We start from the raw sequence: 22,874 nt of genomic DNA, 5'->3' as shown, positions 1-22,874 counted from the left end.
TAGTTACCTATATTATACAACATTAACGCGGTGTCGTCTTAAACAAAATTAACATAAAATAGGCTGTCGAGACTTTCTCGACAGCCTGAGCAGACTCTTGCGAGTCTGCTTTTTTTCCTGCATAGTTATCACATAAGGCTACAGACATTACTGTCAGTAGATGTAGAGAAGGGCGGGAACTGTTTTGGACAAAGACTTGCGCTATCCGATAGGATCATTCGTTGTTCCAGACACCATTACAGAAGAACAGCTTATCGCATGGATTCACGACATTGCTGAATTGCCTGCACAGCTGCGTCTGGCGGTCGAAGGACTGAATGAGCAGCAGCTAAATACGCCTTATCGTGAAGGGGGCTGGACGATAAGGCAGGTAGTTCATCATGTGGCAGACAGCCATATGAACAGCTATATCCGTTTTAAACTGGCGCTGACGGAGGATACACCGACGATCAAGCCATATGATGAGGGACGTTGGGCCGAAATACCAGACGCCAGGGAACTTCCACTGGAGCCCTCGTTGCAATTGCTAGAAGGACTGCATGAACGGTGGGTGACCGTGTTGCGATCGTTGGGAGAGGATCAGCTACACCGATCGTTTATTCATCCTGAATCGGGCCAGACGATCCGCCTGGAACGAAACATCGGTATCTATGCCTGGCATGGCAAACATCACACAGCTCATATTACTTCCCTGAGAGAACGAAATGCATGGTGATTTTTAAAACTAACCCAAATGGAAAATAAAAAGGAATAAGAAAAGAAACCTTCAATCCCACTTTAATCGTGGTTTTAAAGGTTTCTTTTCTTATTTCCTCACAAGGCTGATGACTTGGACGAGGTTGATTGTTCAGGTTCATCGGAGGCTCCAGACAATGTGGAAACAGAGGTCACCTCTGTATTAACATGACGGTCGAGCCAGTCTACGATGTCACTCATCACCTCGTCGCGGTTTGTTTCATGAAGCATCTCATGGCGACCATCAGGATAGAGGCGATACTCTATGTCCTGAAGCTCTAGGCTTCGATACATTTCCACTAGTGACAACACGCCTTTACCGAACAAACCCACTGGATCACGATCCCCGGCAAAAATATAAACTGGCAGTTTGGGATTGATATGTTTCAGCGAGGAAGGCCAATGGATTTCTTGCAATAGCCTGAAAAAATCCAGAAAAAAGCCTGTCGTGCAAATAGCTCCACATAATGGGTCGTGCACGAACTGATCTACTTCCTCAGGATCACGGGACAGCCAGTCGAACGCTGTGCGCACCGGACGAAAGGCACGATTAAAGCCTCCAAAGACCATAGCGTTGAGCAACATACTGCGATGATCCATTCCTTGCAGTTTGGCTTGCAGTAGAGCAACTTGCTCTCCGAGTTTTAGAAGACCACGTCTTCCGTTGGTTCCCGATAAAATAAACCCATGATACGTCTGCCGATCGTCATACATAATTTTCTGGGTTAAAAAGGACCCCATGCTGTGACCCAGCAAAAAACGAGACTGTTCAGGGAATTCCTTAGCCACAATTTCGCCTAGCTCCAGCATGCCATTTGCCATTCGATTAAACGCATCAGCTCCTGGCATACCCAGCTTATCAGGATCACCAGCCGTGCGCCCGTGACCGATATGATCGTTGGCATACACACCGTAACCGCAAGCAGTAAGCTTTTCGGCCAGTCGGATGTACCGATAGGACGTCTCGCACATACCATGCGAAATTTGAACAATCCCCTTAATGGGCAAATTCTGATCGGGCAGCCAGCGGTAGGCAAAAAGCTCTGTTCCATCATTTTCAGCGATGGTGAAGGTGTATTCCCGCATAATTAGACATCACATCCTTTAAGCCTTAAGGAAGATAAGATCTAAGTACGGTCATTCCGTCATTCAGCGTGTAACCGCTCAGGTTAGCGGGCAACAGGAAGCAATCTCCAGCTTTACAGGAAAGAGACTCGGTATTATTGTTCCATGTTATGGTCCCACTGCCTTCACAAATCACGAGAATGGTGAAGCTGTCTTCCGTTGTAGAAAGTGCCCAACTTCCATCTACGATACCCTTTTCCACAACAAAATACTCACAGGCTGCCAGCTGGAGCCATTTTCCAGGCTGTAAGCCGTCCGTTTTCATCGTTGTTGCGCCTGCACCTGCGTAGGAGGTTACATTGAGGGAATCCTCGATATGCAACTCACGAGGCTTGCCATCCAGTCCGGGGCGATTATAGTCATATAAGCGATAGGTAGTATCCGAATTTTGCTGGATTTCAGCAACGACAACGCCTGCACACAGTGCATGTACGGTTCCAGCGGGGATGAAGAATGTATCGCCTGCTTCGACTGGAACCTGGCGCAAACTGCCGAGGATGTCCCCACTTTCAAGAGCTGTACGCAGACTCTCGCGGGTTACACCTTCGGTCAGACCATAAATAATCTTGGCATCCGGCTTGGCATCAAGCACGTACCACATTTCAGTTTTTCCTAATTCTCCGGCTGGAAGTCCTTTGTAATCATCTGTCGGATGCACCTGAACGGATAAGTCATCATTACAATCCAGTAGTTTGATCAAAAGTGGGAATCGTCCGCCTTTTTCCGATACACCCTTGGCCCCGAGCCAATCTTGCCCGTAGGTCTCGCGAATTTCATCCAGTCCTTTGCCTGCCAGCTCACCATTGATGACCGTTGTTGTTCCGTTTGGATGATCGGCAATCATCCATCCTTCCCCGATATGTCCTTCTGGTGGGGTTAGACCAAATTGCTCTAAGGCCCGTCCTCCCCAAACTCTCTCTTTGAACTCAGGTTGAAATTGCAGCGGGTATGGCTTTAGCATAATTTCTCTCCTCCATAATGAGTAAATGAGTGTGATCTAACAGAATAGGGAAATCAATAACGTGCTGATGGGCAATAAACTGGGATGAATAGCGCCCAAACGAGCTAAAAAAATGATATATGTAAGGCGGTAAAAAAGCCGCTCATAACCTGAGTTTAAAATCCGACATTATTTCTTCTCAACTGCCACTACGTAAGGTGAAGCGGCTCGTTGTAATTGACGATAAATAATGCTTTGACCGCTGGAGACCGGGAGAGCAGAAGCCCATTGAAGAACGGCATTTGCTTCTTCACTTCCTCCAGCATGCCCTGGATAGAGTACGGCAGTCAGAATGCCGCGTGGTCGCAGCAATTGTAAGGCAGCATCCAGTGCGACGAGCGTACTGTGCGTATGCGTGATGACCGTAGGATCGGCGCCTTCGGATGGCAAGTAGCCGAGGTTAAACATGACCGCAGCGACTTTGCCATGCAGCATGTCCGGAACGGCCTCCCGCATTTGCTCATGACCTTGAAGTAGTAGCGATACTTCTGCTAATGAAGGTGAAGCGTTTTCTTCCAGTCGACGACGGGCGCAATGCAGTGCTTCTTGCTGGATGTCAAAGCCATAGACACGGCCCCGTTTGCCAGCAGCTTTTGCCAGAAATAACGTATCTGCTCCTGTACCGACGGTAGCGTCTATAGCAGTATCGCCTGGCTGCACCCGCGTAGCCACCAATTGATGAGCGTAGCTCAGGACGGATAGGAATCCCATTTAAGGTTGCCTCCAGTATTTTCCCTGCCACGTTTCGCGTGACTTCAGTTCATGATCAATGGCATTGAGCACTTCCCATTTTTTGAGCGACCACATGGGTCCCACTAGCAAATCGCGTGGGGCATCTCCGGTTAACCGATGAACAATCATTTCGGGAGGTAAAAACTCCAGCGTATCAACAATCAGCTTCACGTATTCGTCCTTTTCCAGAAAGCGTAGCAATCCCGCTTCATACTGCTTGACCATAGGCGTTTTGCGCATGAGATGCAGCAGGTGGATTTTGATGCCCTGCACATCCATAGCCGCTACTGCACGTCCCGTATCAAGCATCATTTCATGCGTCTCTTGGGGCAGACCATAAATAATGTGGGCGCACACGCGGATATTCCGCTTGCGCAACTTTTCCACCGCCTCCAGATAGCATTGAGTATCATGAGCGCGGTTAATCAGCTCTGAGGTCGATTCATGGACGGTTTGCAGACCCATTTCGACCCACAGGTACGTGCGTTCGTTTAGCTCGGCAAGGTAATCCACTACATCGTCAGGCAGGCAATCAGGACGTGTAGCGATGGACAGACCGACAACGCCGGGCTGCTCCAGAATTACCTCAAAGTATTCTCGCAGTTCCTCAACCGGGGCATACGTATTCGTGTAGGCTTGGAAATAGCCAATATATTTGGCGTTTGGCCATTTTAGATGCTGTCGATCCCGAATCGTATTAAACTGGGTGACCAGATCATCACGACGACGCCCGGCAAAATCACCCGATCCGCGTGCGCTACAAAAGGTGCAGCCCCCTTTAGCGATGGAGCCATCGCGATTCGGACAGGTAAAACCCGCATCTAGCATGACTTTGAACACTTTATTTTGAAATTGCTCACGCATTTCGTAATTCCAAGTGTGGAACCGTTTATCTCCCCACAGGAGAGGAGCAGGCAATAAATCTGTTTTCATGGGTGTACTCCTTTTTTTACGATCACCCTATTGTAACAAAAATTAGTCTTCATTGGGAATCATTTGACCGAACAAGTCAATAAAATGTGCGGATTTCACGGCGTTGCGGATTGAAAAAGGTTACACAATATGTTATATTGTAAGCGGTACCAGACATACAATAAAAGGACTGTTTTCGATCCTGAAGATAAAAGTTATCCGTTGCTAATGATTATTCTTCAGGGAGGCAGCTATGCTGTTTCTATCGCCTGTTTTAGGGTAAGTGCACGTCGGTTCCATCACAAATAACCCGTGAGGTGATCTTTTATGAATGCGCAGGATAAGACGCGTATGGATAAAGTTACTGTTGAGTTAACCTTTGATGAGGCGTTGGCATTGACTGGTGTCCGTTTTGGGCAGGATCGTCAGATTGGAACGACCGCACGTCAAAAAATCAGAGCGGCTTGCCAAAAGACAATTGATTTTTCACCTGCTGATGGGGTAGACTATGAACAATTAAATTAGTTGGACCCCAATCCAAATATATTGAAAAAGGAATTTCATTTCCGTATCTTCAAGCGGGGGTGAAATTCCTTTTTCCTTGATAACAGAGTATATGGAGGAGTAACATGCGTTTACGCGGAAGAAAAGGAATACGGGAAAGTCTGGAAGAACAGCAGGATCTAGTCGTCTTGGAGCCGGCACAGTATAAGGGGAAATGGCAACAGCTTTTTGGTAATGATCGTCCCATTCATGTAGAGTTCGGTATGGGTAAAGGGCAATTTATAAGCCAAATGAGCTTCCGGAATCCAGAGGTTAACTATATTGGCTTTGATATGTATGATGAGCTGGTTCGCCGTGCAACAGAAAAGTCCCGTCTGGCCTGGAGTAATTCAGAGGTTGATACGCCGCCTAATATTAAATTGGCACTGGCAAACATTGAACAGATCGAGAATGTTTTTGAACCAGGAGAAATTGAACGCATTTATCTAAATTTTAGTGATCCTTGGCCTAAAGCCAAGCATGCACGTCGTCGTTTGACGCATCCGCGTTTTTTGGACAAGTACCGTCAGCTTTTGAACAGCAAAGGACAAATTCATTTTAAGACTGATTCGGAGACACTATTTGAGTTTTCTTTGAATTCGTTTGCCGATAGCGGTTTACAAATGACGAATATTTCGTTAAACCTTCATCGTGAGGGGATCAACGAGGAGCATGTCATGACGGAATATGAACAAAAGTTCATGGGCAAGGGTATGAATATTCATCGAGTCGAAGTGCTGATCGGCCAAGATGCTTTGGAAGAGTACGGAAAAACACGCCTTGAAAAGTACGGGAAATAAAAAAAAGATCAAATGGATAAAATAAGACAGGGTGCTTCCTTTTAGGAAAGCACCCTGTTCGGTTCCAGTATATCCAAAATACTCTGTGCGCTCTGAAGAGGATAATATCGCGCTACATTGTGGACGTGCTCCTGTCGTTTGCGGACGATTTCTGGAAAATCGTGTAGCAGTCGGTTCATCCATTTCACGACAACATCCAGCGAAGTAATCGGTTCTCCGTAGCCTTGAGCCGTAAAGTATTGACAATTTTCCTCCTCCTGTCCAGGGAGAGGTTTGTGAAACAGCATCGGAATCCCTTTAGCCAATCCCTCGGTGCATGTCATTCCGCCGGGTTTGGTGATGAGCAGATTCGATACCTCCATTAATTTGTCGATTTCCCGTGTAAATCCGAAGATATGAATATTTGGATGATTAAACCTGGGATCTAATTGCATTTTACGACGAATTTTATCATTATGCCCCAAACAAAAAATAAATTGAATGTTCTCTCTCCACTGAGTAAGCGAACGATGTATAACTTCGTCATTCATAAGGCCCCAGCCGCCACCCATAACGAGTACGGTCGGGATGGGTTTAAGTCCAAATTGTTCTCTAATTTCATCGTGCCCAGGATGTTCCCAAAAATTTGGATGAACGGGAATACCGGTCACCTGGATTTTCGAGACGGGTACTCCGCGTGCTCGCAGCTTACGCATGACTTCAGGCGTAGATACAAAGTACCGGTCAACCTCGGGACTAATCCATGTTCCATGTGCATCGTAGTCTGTAATAACAGTACAAAGCGGAACATGTAAACCTAAGCGCTTCAAACGTGAAATTACCGCGCTTGGGATGGGATGAGTACATACCACCAAATCGGGACGAAGCTGCCGGAGAATGTTTCGGGTCTGCGTGTAGAACAGACGGTGCAAAGCGAGCGTTGTAAGACGGTTTAATGATTTTTTGTACTGATGACGGTAAACCAATCCGACTAGGCGAGGCTGCGATACGACAGTCTTCTTGTATGCTGTAATAATAAGGGGGGCCATTCTTGGATTCAAAAAACTCCCCAGCTCCAGCACTCTTGTCTGCACATTCGGAGAAAGCTTCCGCAAACTGCTTGAGAGCGCGTAGGCAGCTTGAGTATGTCCGGCACCGAAACCTTCCGATAATAATAACACTCGTTTTTTAGCCACTCTCATTTCACCTGTTCCTGCTGGGATGTTCTCAATCATACCATATCGGCTTTAAGGCCAGAATGCAACCGTTCCTATTGCTGCAGACGTTCCGATCACCGCTCCTGCAAGTACATCCGTTGGGTAGTGGAGACCTAGATAAATCCGAGAAAAACCTACAATTGTCGCTACAGGCAACAGCAGCAGTGTTAGCATCGGTGACTGTAGCATAAAAGGCACGGTAGCTGAAAAAATAGCGGTCGTGTGCCCTGAGGGAAAAGAATGGTCCGACAAGGGGTTACGGAATGTATTTGTACCTGGTAGCGCTAAATACGGGCGAATCCGTGGGTACAGCTTTTTAACGATAGCTACGGGGATGTGACTGACCCCAAGAGCGATGGCTCCCTTCATACCGGAATCTTTCCACGGGTTCGGAGCGAGCCACCAAATAAGGAGTGTGGAGGCTATAGTAAAGGTAGCCCCGCCTAAATGTGTGAGATAATAAAGCCAGAAGTTCAAAAAACGGTTGTGTAAGCGTCCGTTGATCCATTTGAACAACTGCTGCTCCAGACTTACAAGTTTTACGACTAGACGTTGCATTTGGTTTCCTCCGGTTGCCGGTTCAGGTCAGTCGGCAAATATTTTGAGTCATTTTGACATAATCAGACCATAAGTAATTATTCTCTTGCTCTCATCATATTTTTAAACGCTGTTCATTTCAAGAATCACTAAATATTCATAACTTACTTGGTTCAATTCTACACAAAAATGTTAATGGAATATAAGCTGTATTGTATAACTTTCTTTGCGTTCATCCGTCTAATAAGATAGAGTGTTTAGAAGTGGTTGCTAATTGGCCCACAAAAAGGAGGGACCAAAGAAATAAAAAGTTAGCAAATGGATGAAAATAAGACCTAAACGTCATGAATGAGAAGTCCAGCGCTGCATTCCCGGTTTAAACGGGAGTTTGTTGTGTTTTTTTGCTGCTGAGACCGGTTTAAGGGCTTTGACAAAAGATTGAAAACCAACGAAAATCGTAATGGCGTTCCTGTGTCAGCCAAAAGGGGGCTGCGCACAGCCAATGAAGAAAGCAAGGGTCGGGTCAAAAACTACAGAAAAGGCGCGAAAAGCGCCGCAACTTGCGCTACACAGATAGAAAACAAACAAACGCAAGATTTTAAGGGGTATAAAAAGGGGGTAACAAGAGATCATGTTAGACGCTATTTTTGTGACGCTCCAGGTCATACTGGCGGTGATCGCAGTCTATCAGTTTGCATTCTCCTTGTTCGGATTGGTTCGGAAGAAAAGGAAAGAGCACGCGGCTCCAGAAAAGTCATTTGCCATTTTAGTCGCTGCCCACAATGAAGAACAGGTTGTCGGAGCGTTGATGGAAAATTTGAAGCAACTTGATTATCCGAAGGAACTTTACGATGTGTTCGTAATCTGTGATAACTGTACAGATAAGACTGCGGACATCGTTCGCGCTCACGGCATGAATGCTTGTGAACGTACGAATCCGAATCTGCGTGGTAAAGGCTACGCTATTGAGTGGATGCTCAAGGAATTATGGGCTATGCCACGCCAATATGATGCCATTGTCATGTTTGATGCTGACAATTTGGCGCATACCAATTTTTTGAGTGAAATGAACAATGATCTGTGTACAGGTGCCCGTGTTATCCAGGGGTACATTGATACTAAGAATCCTGAGGATTCTTGGATTACAGCGGCATACGGGGTATCTTATTGGTACATCAACCGTTTGTGGCAGCTGTCACGTCACAATCTGAACATGGCTAATTTCCTCGGTGGTACAGGCATGTGCTTTGAAACAAATCTGCTTAAGGAAATGGGCTGGGGTGCGACAAGTCTCGTAGAGGATTTGGAATTCACCATGCGCTGCACGCAGTGCAACGTATATCCAAGATTTAATTACGATGCCAAGGTATATGATGAAAAGCCGTTGACGTTCAAAGCCTCGTCCAGACAGCGTCTGCGCTGGATGCAAGGTCATTTCACGGTCGCTCGTCGTTATTTCTTCCCGTTGCTGTGGCAAAGTATCAAGCATAGAAGCCTGATTAAATTCGATATGGCTCTTTATGGTCTGAACGTGTATATCGTACTGCTCACCTTCTTGATGACAGTAGCTATGTGGATAGATATCGCCTTCTTTGGTGGACCTAATATCGAGAACATCTATGTACAGTTACCAGCTTGGACCGGTGTTATAGCTATTGGTTTGAATGTTGCTACTTTTGTGCTCGCAATGATTTTGGAAAAGGTCACATTCAAAAAAGTATATCTGTACTTATTGCTGTTCCCGGTCTATGCGATATCGTGGTATCCAATTACGGTCTATGCGTTCTTCACACAAAACAACAAGCAATGGAGCCATACCCAGCATACGCGTGTCGTTCGCCTAGAAGAGGTTCAGAGCAAGCAAGGGTAATTAGACGGTGGAATAGGACTAGAGATCGGTGTCATCAATTTTTATTAAAGTGTTGACACCTCGATTGCACCGTGATAAGATATTTGAGTATGTTAATTGAAAAGTATGGATTAACAAGTAGAAGGTCCGACTTCTCACCTGTCCGGTATTGCCGGCTGGTCATGATCCAATGATTTGTGAATTGAACTTTCATGATGAATTGAGTATCAGACAGGGATGTCGGCTGTGTAGTCGTCATCCCTTTTTTGTGCTTAAACACAATACAACAATAACAGGTTCTGGAGGTGGAGGGTTATTAGTAAGGAACATATGATCAATGATGAGATTCGAGTGAGAGAAGTACGTCTAGTTGGTGCGAACGGTGAACAAATCGGGATTAAACCGACGCGTGAAGCTTTGCAAATGGCGATTGACGCAAACTTGGATCTCGTGAACGTGGCGCCTCAAGCGAAGCCGCCCGTGTGTCGGATTATGGATTACGGAAAATTCCGCTATGAGCAACAGAAGAAAGAAAAGGAAGCCCGTAAAAACCAGAAGATCGTTGACATCAAAGAGGTATGGTTCCGTTCCAACATCGAGGAACATGACTACCAAACCAAGTTTCGCAATGTGGTGAAGTTCCTGAATGAAGGGGACAAGGTGAAATGCTCCGTTCGTTTCCGCGGTCGTGAAATTACTCATGCTAACGTGGGTCAAAAAATTCTCGAACGTGTGAAATTGGAAGTTGCTGATCTTTGTACCGTGGAGCGCCAACCCAAGCTCGAAGGACGCAGCATGATTATGATATTGGCTCCAAAGAGTCAATGACAAATTAAGGAGGAAGTTCAATGCCTAAAATGAAAACACATAGCAGCCTTAAAGGCCGCTTCAAAATTACCGGTACTGGTAAAGTAATGCGTTACAAAGCTTACAAAAACCACTTGCTTTCCCACAAATCCAAACGTGCAAAACGCGTTCTGGGTACTAACCCTGAGATGGCACCTGGGGACGTTAAGCGTCTGAAACAAGGTCTTGCTAACCTGAAATAGCACAGCACGGCAATGAAGGAAGTATAAACATTATTTGGGAGGTCATTTGATATGGCAAGAGTAAAGGGCGGATTCGTCGTTCGTCGTCGTCATAAAAAAGTATTGAAGCTTGCTAAAGGTTATTTTGGTTCCAAACACCGCATTTTTAAAACAGCTAACGAGCAGGTAATGAAATCGCTTGTTTACGCATACCGTGACCGTCGTCAGACGAAACGTAACTTCCGCAGACTGTGGATCGTGCGTATCAACGCAGCAGCTCGTTTGAACGGTTTGTCTTACAGCAAATTGATGCACGGCCTGAAATTGGCTGGTGTGGACATTAACCGCAAAATCTTGGCTGATCTTGCAGTCAATGATATTAATGCATTCAACTCTTTGGCAACTGTTGCTAAAGGCAAAATCAACGCTTAATTATTCATAATGAAGGCGTGGAAACCACGAAAGTGGTAAAGAGGTATCCCAAGCAGTACGCTGTGTAGGGATGCCTTTTTTTGTACATACTCAATGGTACGGAAAAGACTTTGTTTTCTCCAAAATACGAATAAATATGACGTAGGATGGAAGAATGTATGTTTTTTTTAAGATTGTAGCGCTTACATTGTTGAGGTTTTAAAAAAAATTGACCCAAGGTTATTAATTGTCTAGATTTTAGCCGATCATAATTGTATAATCTCTAAAGTAAGTCTTCTGTACGATCTGTCTCGTCAGTAAATGACATGCATGAGCATGTACATGTTCAACGAAAAGAGACAGTCCAGGGATCTAACACTAAGGGGGAACAGTATCAGCATGAAGAAAATGTTCAGTATGTCTTTGGTTATGCTGCTGGCGATCTCGGTCATTCTCGCAGGCTGCGGTAACAAAAATCAAGGTGCGTCCAACGCAAATGGTGGAGACACAGGTGGTTCTGCCAAAACATCGAATGTCCAAATCGGCATGGTTACAGATGTGGGTGGAGTAAACGACAAATCGTTTAACCAATCTGCTTGGGAGGCACTACAAGCCACTGAGAAAGAATCAGGCGTTAAAGTTAAATACCTGCAAAGTAAATCCGATCAAGATTATATTCCTAACCTGAACCAATTTGTTAAGGGTGATTTTAACCTGACTTGGGGAATCGGTTTTAATCTGGCGAATGCGATTGGACAAGTAGCGAAAGACAACCCGAGCAAGAATTTGGCGATCATTGACAGTGTCGTGGATGCGCCTAACGTAAAATCGGTTGTTTTTGCTGAAAATGAAGGTTCCTTCTTGGTGGGGGTTGTAGCTGGAAAGCTTACTAAAACAAACAAAATTGGTTTTGTGGGTGGACAAGATAGCCCGTTGATCAAACGTTTTGAAAAAGGATTCGAAGCAGGAATTAAAGCTGTAAATCCAAATGCAAAATTGGAAGTTAACTACACAGGTGCATTTGATAAGCCGGATCTGGGTAAAGCAGCGGCTGCGACGATCTATAACAGCGGTGCAGATATTATTTTCCATGCAGCTGGCGGATCTGGTACAGGTGTATTTAACGAAGCACTCGCACGTAAGCAACAAGGTCAGCAAGTATGGGTTATTGGTGTGGATAAAGACCAATCGCTTGAATTTGGTGACGACGTAACATTGACTTCGATGGTAAAACGTGTAGATGAAGCTGTAAAACGCGTATCTAAAGAAGTAATTGACGGTAAATTTAAGGGCGGTGTCGAAACACTGGCTCTGAAGGATAATGGCATTGGTTTGGCAGACACTTCAACGAAAAACGTACCTAAAGACGTGCTTGATCTTGTAGAACAATACAAGCAAAAAATTATTAAGGGCGAAATTACAGTTCCTTCGAAATAAGTTTTGGATTGAAGAATATAGAGGTGGCGACAAGGCTGGTTCATAAGACTAGCCTTGTTCTTACGTCTGGAGTTATATGGATTATAACGGGCAAAATCAGCTCATTGGAGCACATACTATAAAGTGTATAAGGGTGATCTCATGGATGCAGCGACCCCCGTCGTTGAGTTAAAGCAAATTACAAAACGATTCCCCGGCATCGTTGCCAACGACTCCATCAGCATCAAGCTGCATAAGGGAGAAATTCATGCCCTTTTGGGTGAGAATGGCGCGGGTAAATCTACGCTTATGAATATTCTTTTCGGACTGTATCAGCCGGATGAAGGGACCATTGAAATCGGAGGTAAACCTGTACAGATTGATAGTCCAAATAAGGCGATTGATCTGGGGATTGGCATGGTGCATCAGCATTTTAAACTCGTACAGCCGTTTACCGTTACCGAAAATATTGTCCTGGGCTCGGAGCCACGTAAGGGTCTGAAAATCAATTATAAAAAGGCTGCCGCAGAAGTACAGCGGTTGTCTGAGCAGTACGGCCTTCAGGTGAATCCGAATGCCAAAATTGAGGATATATCTGTGGGTATGCAGCAACGTGTAGAAATTATTAAAACGCTTTATCGCGGTGCAGATATTCTGATTTTCGATGAGCCTACAGCTGTACTGACACCACAGGAGATCACTGAGTTGCTGGACATTATGAAACGTTTGGTGGCTGAAGGCAAATCAATTATTCTTATTACTCATAAACTTAAAGAAATCATGCAAATTGCGGATACCGTTACGATCATTCGCCGAGGTCAGGTTATTGATACGGTCAAGACGTCTGAAACAACACCAAATGAGCTGGCTGAGAAAATGGTGGGCCGTCGTGTGTCCTTTAAAGTGGACAAGCAGCTTGCGCAACCAGGACAAACGGTATTGGAAATGAACAATGTAATTTCTAAAAACAAGGATGGTATTCATGTTCTAAATGAGTTGAACCTGCAGGTCAAGGCGGGCGAGATTTTGGGGATTGCCGGAGTAGATGGTAATGGACAGAGTGAGCTGATCGAAGCTTTGACAGGCTTACGCAAGGTGGATGGCGGGAGCATTCGTTTGCTCGGACAAGAGGTGGCCAATCAGTCACCACGCAAAATTTCAGAGGCAGGCGTTTCACATATACCAGAGGACCGTCATAAGCATGGGTTGGTGCTCGATTTTTCTATGAGTGAAAATATGGTGCTGGAGACGTATTACCAGGCGCCTTACAGTAAAAATGGTTTCTTGAACAAAGATGCTATAGAGAAACAGGCTAAAAGTCTCATCGAAAAGTTTGATGTTAGAACACCGGATATTCACACGAAGGCAAGAGCATTATCTGGTGGGAACCAGCAGAAGGCTATCATTGCGCGTGAAATTGATAAAAATCCGGACCTTCTCATTGCAGCACAGCCTACACGCGGTTTGGATGTTGGAGCTATTGAATTTGTCCAGAAACAACTGATTGCGCAGAGGGACCAAGGTAAAGCTGTGTTGCTCATATCTTTTGAACTGGACGAGATTATGAATGTATCCGACCGAATTGCTGTCATCTATGAGGGCAAGATTGTCGGGGAAGTGCTGCCAGAAGAAACGAATGACCAGGAACTGGGACTGATGATGGCAGGAAGTGCAGTGAAGAAAGGAGTAGAGAATGGCTAATCTATTGAAAATATTCACAAAAGACTCCTTTGTACTGGCGCTGGTCTCTATTATTTTGGGTCTCCTTCTGGGTGCTATCGTGATGCTGATTGGCGGGTATGACCCTATTGTGGCCTATTCTGCTTTGTTTAGCCGTGTATACGGAGATTCTTATAACTTTGGAGAGGCTATCCGCGAGATGACTCCGCTGATTTTGACGGGGTTGGCATTTGCTTTTGCGGCCCGCGCCGGATTGTTTAATATTGGTGGCGAAGGTCAGTTTCTGGTAGGTATGACAGCTGCTTCGATTGTGGGCATTAAACTCCACGGACTGCCAGCTATCATTCATGCACCGCTAGCTGTGATTGCAGGCGCAGTTTTCGGAGGCCTGTGGGCTGCGATTGCTGGCTATTTGAAGGCCAAACGAGGCGTGAATGAAGTTATTACATGTATTATGATGAACTGGATCGGCCTGTATTTGGCTAATTTGGTGATCAATCAGTTCGCACTTATGGAAGGTGAGAATCGTTCTGTGGATATTCAGCCTTCTGCTTCAATTTCCATCGAATGGCTGTCCCAGATGATGGGGAATGCTCGGGTACATTGGGGTACGGTTATTGCTGTGCTGGCAGCAGTCTTTTTCTACATTTTCATGTGGAAAACAAAGCAGGGCTATGAGCTACGGGCTGTCGGATTTAATCAGGATGCATCCCGTTATGCAGGTATGAATGTAAATCGTAATATTATAAAAGCGATGTTCATTAGTGGAGTTTTTGCCGGATTGGCAGGGGCCTTTGAAGTGCTGGGAGTATTCCATTATCAATCTGTCATGGCAGGATCACCGGGAACGGGTTTTGACGGTATCGCTGTAGCTCTGATTGGGATGAATAACCCATTTGGTGTGCTGCTTGGTTCTGTTTTGTTCGGAACGCTTACGTATGGTTCTGCGGGGATGAGCTTTAGCGCAGATGTACCGCCCGAAATTATCCGGGTTGTCATCGGCTCGATTATTTTCTTCATTGCGGCCCAAGGTATTGTACGTTGGGTTGTGAAGCCGCTCTACTCCAAGCGGAAGAAAGAGAAGGTGTTGTAAAATGAGTTGGTTAACACTTGGTGAATTAATCCATACAACGCTCGTTTTTGCGACGGCGATTATTTTTGCGTCTCTCGGCGGAGTTTTTTCAGAAAAATCCGGTGTGACGAACCTCGGGTTGGAAGGACTTATGGTATTTGGAGCGTTTGCAGCGGGTGTTGGCGGATTTTATGCCGAGCAAGCTGGACTAGGAGGCACCTCTGCGGCTTGGGTAGGTGTGCTGTCAGCTGCGGTGTTCGGTATTCTGGTTTCGCTAATTCATGCTGTAGCCTCTATTACCTTTAAAGCTGATCAGGTAATAAGTGGTATAGTTATTAATTTTCTGGCAGCAGGTAGTACGCTGTATATGGTCAAGCTTTTATTTGAGGGTGATGGTGACACCGGTCGGATTCAGGGTTTCAACGAAATATCCATCCCTTACCTTGTGGATATCCCGATTGCAGGAAAAGCCTTTTTCCAAGCTTACCCAACGACATATCTAGCCATTCTATTGGTTGTTATTGGATATTTAACCTTGTATAAAACACCGTTTGGCTTGCGTTTGCGTTCCGTTGGGGAGCATCCAGGAGCGGCCGATACCGTGGGAATTAAAGTAAATCGTCTTCGTTATATTGGTGTGATGATTAGTGGGGCGTTGGCTGGGATTGGTGGAGCTACAATCACTCTGACTACAACCAACATGTTCTCACACAATACAGTTTCGGGGCAGGGATATATTGCTATTGCCGCTATGATTTTCGGTAAATGGAATCCGCTCGGTGCTTTTGGCGCAGCAGTGTTTTTTGGTTTTTCACAAGCCATTCGCAACTATGTGCAGCTGTTCGCATGGTCACAAAGTATTCCCCAGGAAATTATTTTTATGTTGCCGTATCTCCTGACGATTATTGTACTGGTAGCGGCTGTCGGACGTTCACGCGCTCCGGCCGCTTTGGGTCAACTTTATGATCCAAGCAAGCGTTAAACTTATAAACAACTGATGCTGTATGTTTTGCAAAATGTACATGGGTGTATAAAAAAATCTGGTATCTGCATATGCAGGTATCAGATTTTTTTATATTGTGCAGGCATTTAAACATACGCTACTGGCATGAATGGAATAGACTGTGCTATGCAGATTGGACGGGACGCTCGGCCCCTGTCAGCTCCGGTCTATTTTGTGGTGGTGATGAGCTATCAAGGAGCCGTTCAATCTGTCCATCCGTTGAGAAGAAGGAGGAAATACGATGAAACAGGCAGTAACCAGAAAGCAGGTGGAGAAGCTTGTCGGCAAAGTCATCTTTGCTACTCGCAAGGATGGTTCCCAGGTCAGCGGCAAGCTGATTCGCATTTCGGGTAACCGACTGGTTCTTCAACCAAACCGCAAGAAAAAAGTGAACACGAAGGCAATTATTCCTCTGGTGCTGTTTGACTTGCTTGCCATCGGCACAGCTCCATACATTGGTGCCTATGGTGGGGGATATGGTGGCTACGGTCCGGGCTATGGAGGACCAGGATATGGTCCGCAACCAGGCCCGTATACAGACGGGGGATACCCCGGGGTAGGATATCCGTATTACCCTAATTTATTTTAGTCATACAAAATCCTGAGCCCGAAAAAGATACTTTTTACAGTAACTTTTCGAGTTCGTGGCATCGGCTCAAAGCTACGTATCGCAGCATTTGATATTGATGACGCAGATAAAAGTGGATCCCCCTGATATTGTCTTCATCCACCATCACTTTAGCCCGCTTGCAGCGACGCAGTCGTCCGTAGTGTTCGGCATGCTCAAGCAGTTTTTTTCCGTATCGCATACCTTGATGAGCCGAAGAGATTGCGATCAAATCAATGTATAATAGTTCGCCATGCAGCATAACATGAATGAAGCCAACAACCTGTGCATTATCCGGTCTGCAAGCTACAAAAGTGATGCCCCGGTTTAAGCGCCGGGGTAATTCTTTGCGTATTTGTTCCATTTCCTGGGCACTTAAATGTGATAGGGGGACAAGCTCTTGCTCGATTAGACGAAAGATGATGTTGTCATCTTGAGAGCTGCGTTTTCGAATCATAAACGGGCCTCCTTTTCTACCCTTTTAACAAGATAAGACGTGGCTTTGGAGGAGTGTACTGTCTCACCGTGTGGTCTTTTTTATAATATGCGGGTACCTCTTACAAGCGTGCGACTCGGAGGTGCTTCAGAAAAGAAACATAAATTTTTATGAAATATGGGTATTGACTATCCCAGATGGGAGACATATAATGTGTCTAAACATTTGAAAGAATGACATGAACTCAACGGCAATGAAGAGGACGAAGTGATTAGGGCTCTTTTGTTCAGAGAGTGAGGCATTAGCTGCAAGCTTCACCAAAATCCCTTTTTAACGAGCTCACCTTGGAGCTGTTTTCCTGAAAAGTATTTGGGCCCGATGGTATTAACGGCGTACTAAATCACCTATTAGGGAAAATCGTACGGTCTACGTTACAGACGCCAGATATGGAGATCCTTTGTGATTTCTGTACCTGCCAAGGTTCGATATTGCGAAATATCGGGCAAACACGGGTGGTACCACGGAAGCTACAGCCTTTCGTCCCTCAGTAACAGCAAGTCTGTTCTAGGGATGAAAGGTTTTTTTGTTTTTACAAATGTCAGATGTATGTAAATTTTGTAAAGGAGGATGACCAATGAGTGCACAAATTCCTGAAGTTAGGTCAACCAATGAATTACGTGAAAAGTGGATGAAGCCTGAAGTGATTACAGGTTCGGAAATTTTACTCCGTAGCCTGTTGCTGGAGGGAGTAGATTGTGTCTTCGGATATCCTGGTGGTGCAGTGTTATATATCTATGATGCCATGTATGGCTTTAAGGATTTCAAGCATGTCCTCACTCGTCACGAACAAGGAGCTATTCATGCGGCAGATGGTTATGCACGGGCGAGCGGTAAAGTGGGCGTCTGTATTGCGACTTCCGGACCTGGAGCGACAAACCTGGTAACTGGTATTGCGACGGCTTTTATGGATTCGGTGCCGTTGGTGGTCATCACGGGTAACGTTGTATCTTCCCTGATCGGTACGGATGCTTTCCAGGAAGCCGATATTACGGGAATTACAATGCCGATTACGAAACATAGCTATCTGGTAAGAGATGTAGAGGATCTACCGCGAATCATCCATGAGGCATTTCATATTGCCAACACAGGGCGCAAGGGACCGGTACTGATTGATATTCCGAAGGATATTTCTGCAGCCCAGACGTTGTTTGTCCCACAAACGGAACCTGTGACCATGCGGGGTTATAACCCGAAAGTGTTGCCCAACAAAATTCAACTAGACAAGCTAACTCAAGCTATTTCCGAAGCAGAACGTCCATTCATTCTGGCAGGTGGAGGAGTTGTATACTCCGGTGGACATGAAGCACTTTACGAGTTTGTTCGTAAAACGGAAATTCCTATCACGACAACATTGCTCGGATTGGGTGGTTTCCCAAGTGGACATGAACTGTGGACGGGGATGCCGGGGATGCATGGAACATACACCTCCAATCAGGCGATTCAACAGTCAGATCTGTTGATCTGTATCGGAGCCCGCTTCGATGATCGGGTAACAGGCAAGTTGGATGGGTTTGCTCCTCAAGCTAAAATCGTCCACATTGATATCGATCCTGCTGAAATTGGAAAAAATGTTGCAGCGGATATTCCTATCGTGGGTGACGTGAAGGCAGTGCTGGAATTGCTGAATCAGGATGTGAAACGTGCGGACCTGGCAGATGCATGGAGAGCGCAAATTCAGCATTGGAAGAATGAGAAACCTTATTCTTATAAGGATTCTGAAACGGTGCTTAAACCACAATGGGTTGTTGAGTTGTTGGATGAAACGACCAAGGGTGGTGCAATCGTAACGACAGACGTGGGACAGCATCAAATGTGGGCAGCGCAGTATTACAAATTCAATCAGCCACGCTCATGGGTCACCTCTGGTGGACTCGGTACGATGGGATTTGGTTTCCCTTCTGCAATCGGTGCTCAAATGGCCAATCCCGACAGATTGGTAATATCGATTAACGGGGACGGCGGTATGCAGATGTGTTCGCAGGAATTAGCCATCTGTGCAATCAATAACATTCCGGTTAAAATCGTAATTATCAACAACCAGGTGCTTGGAATGGTTCGCCAATGGCAGGAATTGATCTATAACAATCGGTATAGCCACATTGACTTGGCGGGAAGTCCGGATTTTGTGAAACTTGCCGAAGCATACGGTGTCAAAGGGCTGCGTGCTACGAATAAGGAAGAGGCACGTCGGGCTTGGCAGGAGGCGCTTGATACACCCGGACCGGTCGTTGTCGAGTTTGTAGTCAGCAAGGAAGAGAACGTATATCCAATGGTGACGCAAGGTTCGACAATTGATCAAATGCTGATGGGGGACGAGTAAAATGACAACAAAAAATACCATTGCTGTACTGGTAAATGATCAACCCGGCGTTTTGCAACGTGTGTCCGGCCTGTTCGGTCGCCGCGGCTTTAACATTGAGAGCATAACTGTGGGACAATCGGAAGAAGTTGGATTATCCCGTATGGTCATTGTGACTGTAGGGGATGAGAACAACCTAGAGCAGATTGAAAAGCAGCTTTACAAGCTGGTTGATGTGATCAAGGTCATCGATCTCAGTTCCAAACCAATGGTAGCCCGGGAATTGGCGATGATAAAGGTAAAGGCAGAACCGCCTCAACGGCCAGAGATTATGGGCGTGGTAGAAACATTCAGAGCAGCTGTAATTGATGTTGGAACGACGAGTTTGATTGTACAGGTCATTGGCGATACAGAAAAAATTGATGCCATGATCGAGTTGTTGAAGCCTTACGGTATTCGGGAGTTGACTCGAACCGGGGTTACAGCTATGATACGTGGCAATGCTTAATATGGAGCTTTAACGAATTACCGCTTATAGCGCATTACATCAATAAAGAACCGCCCGCATAAGAGCGGGGACTCGAAGAGATTTTTAGATGCTAATCACGAGGGAAAGTCTCTTGGAGTACCCGCTCATTATGAAGGGTCCAATTAAAAGGAGGAAATTAACCATGGCAGTTACAACGTACTACGAAAAAGATGCAGAACTCAGCGTATTGAAAGGAAAGACAGTGGCCGTTATTGGTTACGGTAGCCAAGGGCATGCTCAAGCACAAAACTTGCGTGACAGTGGTGTGAATGTTGTTATTGGTTTGCGTGAAGGCAAATCGGCTGATGTCGCAAGAAACGACGGTTTTGAAGTTCTGAACGTAGCTGATGCAACAAGCCGTGCAGATGTGGTTCAAATTTTGTTACCTGATGAAACTCAAGCTTCTGTGTACAAAAATGAAATTGAACCTAACCTGAAAAAAGGCGCAGCTCTTTTGTTCTCCCATGGTTTTAACGTTCATTTTGGACAAATCGTAGCTCCTAAAGATAGCGATGTATTGCTGGTTGCTCCAAAATCCCCAGGACATATGGTACGTCGTACTTATGTAGAAGGGTTTGGAGTACCGGGGCTGATCGCAATTGAGCAGGACGCAACGGGTCAGGCCAAAGAAATCGGACTTGCTTACGCAAAAGGCATTGGCTGTACACGTGCGGGCGTAATTGAAACCTCCTTCCGTGAAGAAACGGAGACGGATCTGTTCGGTGAGCAGGCGGTATTGTGTGGCGGCGTGAGCGCACTTGTAAAAGCGGGCTTTGAAACATTGACTGAAGCAGGTTATGCTCCTGAGATGGCATACTTTGAATGTTTGCATGAGCTTAAGCTGATCGTTGACTTGATGTATGAAGGTGGATTGGCAACGATGCGTGATTCCATCAGTAATACAGCGGAATATGGCGATTATGTAACTGGACCACGTGTGGTAACGGAAGATACGAAGAAAGCCATGAAGGATGTGTTGACTGACATTCAACAAGGTAAATTTGCTCGTGACTTCATCCTTGAAAATCAATCTGGACGTGCATTCCTGACGGCTACTCGTCGTAATGAAGCTAACCATCCGATTGAAGTGGTGGGCGGACAATTGCGTGAAATGATGCATTGGATCAAAAAGTAATAATCTTTTGTACTATGAATTCGACTACATGCATTATTTATAAATATTAATTACAATGCGGCCCTGCTTATTGCGTGAGCCGCATTGTAATTTAAGGGTCCTAATCCTGAGGAGGTGCGTTAGGTTGCGCAAAATATATATATTTGACACAACGTTGAGAGACGGAGAACAGTCACCTGGCGTGAACTTGAATACTCGTGAAAAAGTGGAGATCGCTCATCAGTTGGAGAAGCTGGGAATTGATCGTATGGAGGCTGGGTTCCCGGCTGCTTCTCCGGGTGATCTGGCAGCTGTTAATGCAGTAGCAAAAGCTGTAAAAAATTCGACGGTGATTGGTCTTTCGCGTGCAAGGGAACAGGATATTGATGCAGTTCGCGAGGCACTCAAGGGAGCTCAGGACCCGTGTATCCATATTTTTTTGGCAACCTCTCCTATTCACCGTCAACATAAGCTGCGGATGGAGAAGGCACAGGTTTTGGAAACTGCTCGTGCTGCCATACGCTATGGGTTGAAATATTTGCCTAAAGTGGAGTTTTCCTTGGAAGATGCAGGCCGTACAGAGCTTGAATTTGTGGTTGAAATGGTCACCATGGCTGTACAAGAAGGGGCTTCTGTCGTCAATATTCCAGATACGGTAGGTTACTTGACACCCTATGAGTATGGAAATATATTCAAACATATTAAGGAAAATGTAATCGATGTGGAGAAGATTCAATTGAGTGCACATTGCCACAATGACCTGGGAATGGCTACTGCTAATACACTTGCTGCCATCCTGAACGGCGCGGATCAGATCGAGGGAACCATTAACGGTATCGGTGAACGTGCTGGAAACACGGCCATTGAGGAAATCGCCATGGCACTGGAGACGAGACAGGAATTTTTCCAGGCCAAAACGTCTCTTCAATTGTCTGAAATTGCGCGCACGAGCCGTTTGGTTAGCCGTTTGACGGGGATGGTAGTGCCGGGCAACAAGGCAATTGTTGGAGCCAACGCTTTTGCGCACGAATCAGGTATTCATCAAGACGGCATGCTGAAAGAGAAAACGACTTATGAAATCATGACACCAGAAAGTATCGGTCTAAAAGAAAGCAAGCTGGTACTTGGTAAGCACTCAGGTCGTCATGCTTTCCGTGAGCGTTTGATCGAGTTGGGCTACGAATTGAACGAAGAAGATCTGAATCGCGCTTTTGGGCAGTTCAAGGATTTGGCTGATAAGAAAAAGGAAGTTTCGGACGATGATATTTTGGCATTGCTGGAAGAAAAATTGGCTGATGCACCTGAAGTCTTCAAGCTGGAAACGATTTTTGTTACCTACGGGAATAAGGCTACGCCTTCCGCACAAGTGCGTCTGGTTAACGATGAAGATCAGGTTATTGAGACAGAAGCTGAAGGAAATGGTTCAGTCGATGCGATCTATAATGCGATTGATCAAGCCAGCGGTGAGAGCGTTGTACTTTCAGATTACTCCATCAAGTCTGTTACCCATGGTAAGGACGCTCTGGGTGAAGTCCATGTAGTGCTGACGCAAAACGAACTGTCTGTACAGGGACGCGGGGTAAGCACCGATATTCTGGAAGCAAGTGCTCGGGCTTACGTGGATGCGCTGAATGGTTTAATCGACAAGCGTAAAAACTACAGTAATCGCGTAGATTATAAATCTTAGTTTTTATGCAGACTTAAGAGTTGGGTTTACAGGGTCGGGTTTTTCCGGTCCTGTTTTCTTTTTTTCTGATGAAAAAACCAGCTTATAGGCTGTGCCTATTGAA

23 protein-coding genes are annotated in these 22,874 nt (G+C 45.6%); 16 read left to right on the top strand and 7 right to left on the bottom strand.

Going from position 1 to position 22,874, the window contains the following annotated elements:
• Nucleotides 1–184 precede the first annotated feature (184 nt).
• Nucleotides 185–715, top strand: a complete 531-nt coding sequence (locus tag JOD82_RS20665) for a YfiT family bacillithiol transferase (protein WP_029516462.1) — start codon at nucleotides 185–187, stop codon at nucleotides 713–715.
• A gap of 98 nt (nucleotides 716–813) precedes the next feature.
• Here the strand turns inward: JOD82_RS20665 and JOD82_RS20660 are convergent, their stop codons facing one another.
• The 4 genes from JOD82_RS20660 to mnmL all read right to left on the bottom strand — a co-directional run bounded on the left by JOD82_RS20660 (nucleotide 814) and on the right by mnmL (nucleotide 4,525).
• Nucleotides 814–1,821, bottom strand: coding sequence for an alpha/beta fold hydrolase (locus JOD82_RS20660; protein WP_029516463.1), 1,008 nt, complete (start codon nucleotides 1,819–1,821; stop codon nucleotides 814–816).
• A 25-nt stretch (nucleotides 1,822–1,846) separates the two neighbouring features.
• A complete protein-coding gene (locus tag JOD82_RS20655) occupies nucleotides 1,847–2,821 on the bottom strand; it encodes a type I phosphomannose isomerase catalytic subunit (protein WP_029516464.1) in 975 nt (324 codons plus the stop codon).
• 168 nt (nucleotides 2,822–2,989) lie between these two features.
• A complete protein-coding gene (gene mnmM, locus JOD82_RS20650; RefSeq protein WP_209949863.1) occupies nucleotides 2,990–3,571 on the bottom strand; it encodes a tRNA 5-(aminomethyl)-2-thiouridylate-methyltransferase MnmM in 582 nt (193 codons plus the stop codon).
• The gene (mnmL, locus tag JOD82_RS20645; RefSeq protein WP_029516466.1) at nucleotides 3,572–4,525 is read right to left on the bottom strand and encodes a tRNA modification radical SAM protein MnmL/YtqA; all 954 of its coding nucleotides are present in this window, start codon (nucleotides 4,523–4,525) and stop codon (nucleotides 3,572–3,574) included. It lies immediately after the preceding gene.
• Nucleotides 4,526–4,831: 306 nt separating this feature from the next.
• Here mnmL and JOD82_RS20640 point away from each other — a divergent pair, with 306 nt between their 5' ends.
• A complete protein-coding gene (locus JOD82_RS20640; protein ID WP_013309373.1) occupies nucleotides 4,832–5,029 on the top strand; it encodes a hypothetical protein in 198 nt (65 codons plus the stop codon).
• A 104-nt stretch (nucleotides 5,030–5,133) separates the two neighbouring features.
• Nucleotides 5,134–5,847 (top strand): tRNA (guanosine(46)-N7)-methyltransferase TrmB, encoded by a 714-nt coding sequence (trmB, locus tag JOD82_RS20635; protein WP_209949862.1) that lies wholly within the window; start codon nucleotides 5,134–5,136, stop codon nucleotides 5,845–5,847.
• 41 nt (nucleotides 5,848–5,888) lie between these two features.
• On the opposite strand, the gene JOD82_RS20630 is transcribed toward trmB, so the two are convergent.
• A complete protein-coding gene (locus JOD82_RS20630; protein ID WP_029516468.1) occupies nucleotides 5,889–7,022 on the bottom strand; it encodes an MGDG synthase family glycosyltransferase in 1,134 nt (377 codons plus the stop codon).
• Nucleotides 7,023–7,073: 51 nt separating this feature from the next.
• Nucleotides 7,074–7,601, bottom strand: a complete 528-nt coding sequence (locus JOD82_RS20625; protein WP_029516469.1) for a phosphatase PAP2 family protein — start codon at nucleotides 7,599–7,601, stop codon at nucleotides 7,074–7,076.
• Nucleotides 7,602–8,211: 610 nt separating this feature from the next.
• Between JOD82_RS20625 and JOD82_RS20620 the strand changes: the two genes are divergently transcribed.
• The 9 genes from JOD82_RS20620 (at nucleotide 8,212) to JOD82_RS20580 (ending at nucleotide 16,628) form a co-directional block, all read left to right on the top strand.
• Nucleotides 8,212–9,450 (top strand): glycosyltransferase family 2 protein, encoded by a 1,239-nt coding sequence (locus JOD82_RS20620; RefSeq protein WP_029516470.1) that lies wholly within the window; start codon nucleotides 8,212–8,214, stop codon nucleotides 9,448–9,450.
• Between the two features lie 309 nt (nucleotides 9,451–9,759).
• On the top strand, nucleotides 9,760–10,257 hold the full coding sequence (gene infC / locus JOD82_RS20615) for a translation initiation factor IF-3 (RefSeq protein ID WP_010349250.1): 498 nt from the start codon (nucleotides 9,760–9,762) through the stop codon (nucleotides 10,255–10,257).
• A gap of 20 nt (nucleotides 10,258–10,277) precedes the next feature.
• Entirely contained in the window at nucleotides 10,278–10,478 is a 201-nt protein-coding gene (gene rpmI / locus JOD82_RS20610) for a 50S ribosomal protein L35 (protein WP_013309379.1), read from the top strand.
• A gap of 51 nt (nucleotides 10,479–10,529) precedes the next feature.
• Nucleotides 10,530–10,889: a 50S ribosomal protein L20 gene (gene rplT, locus JOD82_RS20605; RefSeq protein WP_007429517.1), complete on the top strand. Its 360-nt coding sequence runs from the start codon at nucleotides 10,530–10,532 to the stop codon at nucleotides 10,887–10,889.
• Nucleotides 10,890–11,267: 378 nt separating this feature from the next.
• Nucleotides 11,268–12,305, top strand: coding sequence for a BMP family lipoprotein (locus JOD82_RS20600; RefSeq protein ID WP_061829124.1), 1,038 nt, complete (start codon nucleotides 11,268–11,270; stop codon nucleotides 12,303–12,305).
• Nucleotides 12,306–12,446: 141 nt separating this feature from the next.
• The gene (locus JOD82_RS20595) at nucleotides 12,447–13,985 is read left to right on the top strand and encodes an ABC transporter ATP-binding protein (RefSeq protein ID WP_029516472.1); all 1,539 of its coding nucleotides are present in this window, start codon (nucleotides 12,447–12,449) and stop codon (nucleotides 13,983–13,985) included.
• Nucleotides 13,978–15,057 (top strand): ABC transporter permease, encoded by a 1,080-nt coding sequence (locus JOD82_RS20590; RefSeq protein WP_069012850.1) that lies wholly within the window; start codon nucleotides 13,978–13,980, stop codon nucleotides 15,055–15,057. The genes JOD82_RS20595 and JOD82_RS20590 overlap by 8 nt, the downstream gene beginning before the upstream one ends.
• A gap of 1 nt (nucleotide 15,058) precedes the next feature.
• A complete protein-coding gene (locus JOD82_RS20585) occupies nucleotides 15,059–16,018 on the top strand; it encodes an ABC transporter permease (protein WP_209949861.1) in 960 nt (319 codons plus the stop codon).
• A gap of 262 nt (nucleotides 16,019–16,280) precedes the next feature.
• On the top strand, nucleotides 16,281–16,628 hold the full coding sequence (locus tag JOD82_RS20580; RefSeq protein WP_023987757.1) for a hypothetical protein: 348 nt from the start codon (nucleotides 16,281–16,283) through the stop codon (nucleotides 16,626–16,628).
• Between the two features lie 34 nt (nucleotides 16,629–16,662).
• Here JOD82_RS20580 and JOD82_RS20575 read toward each other — a convergent pair whose 3' ends face one another.
• Nucleotides 16,663–17,103 (bottom strand): GNAT family N-acetyltransferase, encoded by a 441-nt coding sequence (locus tag JOD82_RS20575; RefSeq protein ID WP_029516474.1) that lies wholly within the window; start codon nucleotides 17,101–17,103, stop codon nucleotides 16,663–16,665.
• A gap of 613 nt (nucleotides 17,104–17,716) precedes the next feature.
• Here JOD82_RS20575 and ilvB point away from each other — a divergent pair.
• From ilvB to JOD82_RS20555, 4 genes are all read left to right on the top strand, one after another.
• Nucleotides 17,717–19,462 (top strand): biosynthetic-type acetolactate synthase large subunit, encoded by a 1,746-nt coding sequence (ilvB, locus tag JOD82_RS20570; RefSeq protein ID WP_029516475.1) that lies wholly within the window; start codon nucleotides 17,717–17,719, stop codon nucleotides 19,460–19,462.
• A gap of 1 nt (nucleotide 19,463) precedes the next feature.
• A complete protein-coding gene (gene ilvN / locus JOD82_RS20565; RefSeq protein WP_023987760.1) occupies nucleotides 19,464–19,949 on the top strand; it encodes an acetolactate synthase small subunit in 486 nt (161 codons plus the stop codon).
• 163 nt (nucleotides 19,950–20,112) lie between these two features.
• A complete protein-coding gene (gene ilvC / locus JOD82_RS20560; protein WP_013309387.1) occupies nucleotides 20,113–21,105 on the top strand; it encodes a ketol-acid reductoisomerase in 993 nt (330 codons plus the stop codon).
• 124 nt (nucleotides 21,106–21,229) lie between these two features.
• Nucleotides 21,230–22,771, top strand: coding sequence for a 2-isopropylmalate synthase (locus tag JOD82_RS20555; protein WP_209949860.1), 1,542 nt, complete (start codon nucleotides 21,230–21,232; stop codon nucleotides 22,769–22,771).
• Nucleotides 22,772–22,874: the final 103 nt, after the last annotated feature.

Origin of the sequence: Paenibacillus sp. 1182 (genome assembly GCF_017833915.1) — a bacterium.
GTDB lineage: Bacteria > Bacillota > Bacilli > Paenibacillales > Paenibacillaceae > Paenibacillus > Paenibacillus polymyxa_D.
This window is presented reverse-complemented; position numbering and strand designations above follow the sequence as displayed.

Coding starts and splice junctions, on each gene's coding strand:
- trmB (WP_209949862.1), top strand. CDS start 5,134: ATGCGTTTACGCGGAAGAAAAGGAATACGGGAAAGTCTGGAAGAACAG.
- JOD82_RS20625 (WP_029516469.1), bottom strand. CDS start 7,601: ATGCAACGTCTAGTCGTAAAACTTGTAAGTCTGGAGCAGCAGTTGTTC.
- mnmM (WP_209949863.1), bottom strand. CDS start 3,571: ATGGGATTCCTATCCGTCCTGAGCTACGCTCATCAATTGGTGGCTACG.
- JOD82_RS20600 (WP_061829124.1), top strand. CDS start 11,268: ATGAAGAAAATGTTCAGTATGTCTTTGGTTATGCTGCTGGCGATCTCG.
- ilvB (WP_029516475.1), top strand. CDS start 17,717: ATGAGTGCACAAATTCCTGAAGTTAGGTCAACCAATGAATTACGTGAA.
- JOD82_RS20595 (WP_029516472.1), top strand. CDS start 12,447: ATGGATGCAGCGACCCCCGTCGTTGAGTTAAAGCAAATTACAAAACGA.
- JOD82_RS20585 (WP_209949861.1), top strand. CDS start 15,059: ATGAGTTGGTTAACACTTGGTGAATTAATCCATACAACGCTCGTTTTT.
- JOD82_RS20655 (WP_029516464.1), bottom strand. CDS start 2,821: ATGCTAAAGCCATACCCGCTGCAATTTCAACCTGAGTTCAAAGAGAGA.
- mnmL (WP_029516466.1), bottom strand. CDS start 4,525: ATGAAAACAGATTTATTGCCTGCTCCTCTCCTGTGGGGAGATAAACGG.
- JOD82_RS20640 (WP_013309373.1), top strand. CDS start 4,832: ATGAATGCGCAGGATAAGACGCGTATGGATAAAGTTACTGTTGAGTTA.
- rpmI (WP_013309379.1), top strand. CDS start 10,278: ATGCCTAAAATGAAAACACATAGCAGCCTTAAAGGCCGCTTCAAAATT.
- JOD82_RS20620 (WP_029516470.1), top strand. CDS start 8,212: ATGTTAGACGCTATTTTTGTGACGCTCCAGGTCATACTGGCGGTGATC.
- JOD82_RS20590 (WP_069012850.1), top strand. CDS start 13,978: ATGGCTAATCTATTGAAAATATTCACAAAAGACTCCTTTGTACTGGCG.
- infC (WP_010349250.1), top strand. CDS start 9,760: ATGATCAATGATGAGATTCGAGTGAGAGAAGTACGTCTAGTTGGTGCG.
- JOD82_RS20580 (WP_023987757.1), top strand. CDS start 16,281: ATGAAACAGGCAGTAACCAGAAAGCAGGTGGAGAAGCTTGTCGGCAAA.
- rplT (WP_007429517.1), top strand. CDS start 10,530: ATGGCAAGAGTAAAGGGCGGATTCGTCGTTCGTCGTCGTCATAAAAAA.
- JOD82_RS20660 (WP_029516463.1), bottom strand. CDS start 1,821: ATGCGGGAATACACCTTCACCATCGCTGAAAATGATGGAACAGAGCTT.
- ilvC (WP_013309387.1), top strand. CDS start 20,113: ATGGCAGTTACAACGTACTACGAAAAAGATGCAGAACTCAGCGTATTG.
- ilvN (WP_023987760.1), top strand. CDS start 19,464: ATGACAACAAAAAATACCATTGCTGTACTGGTAAATGATCAACCCGGC.
- JOD82_RS20575 (WP_029516474.1), bottom strand. CDS start 17,103: ATGATTCGAAAACGCAGCTCTCAAGATGACAACATCATCTTTCGTCTA.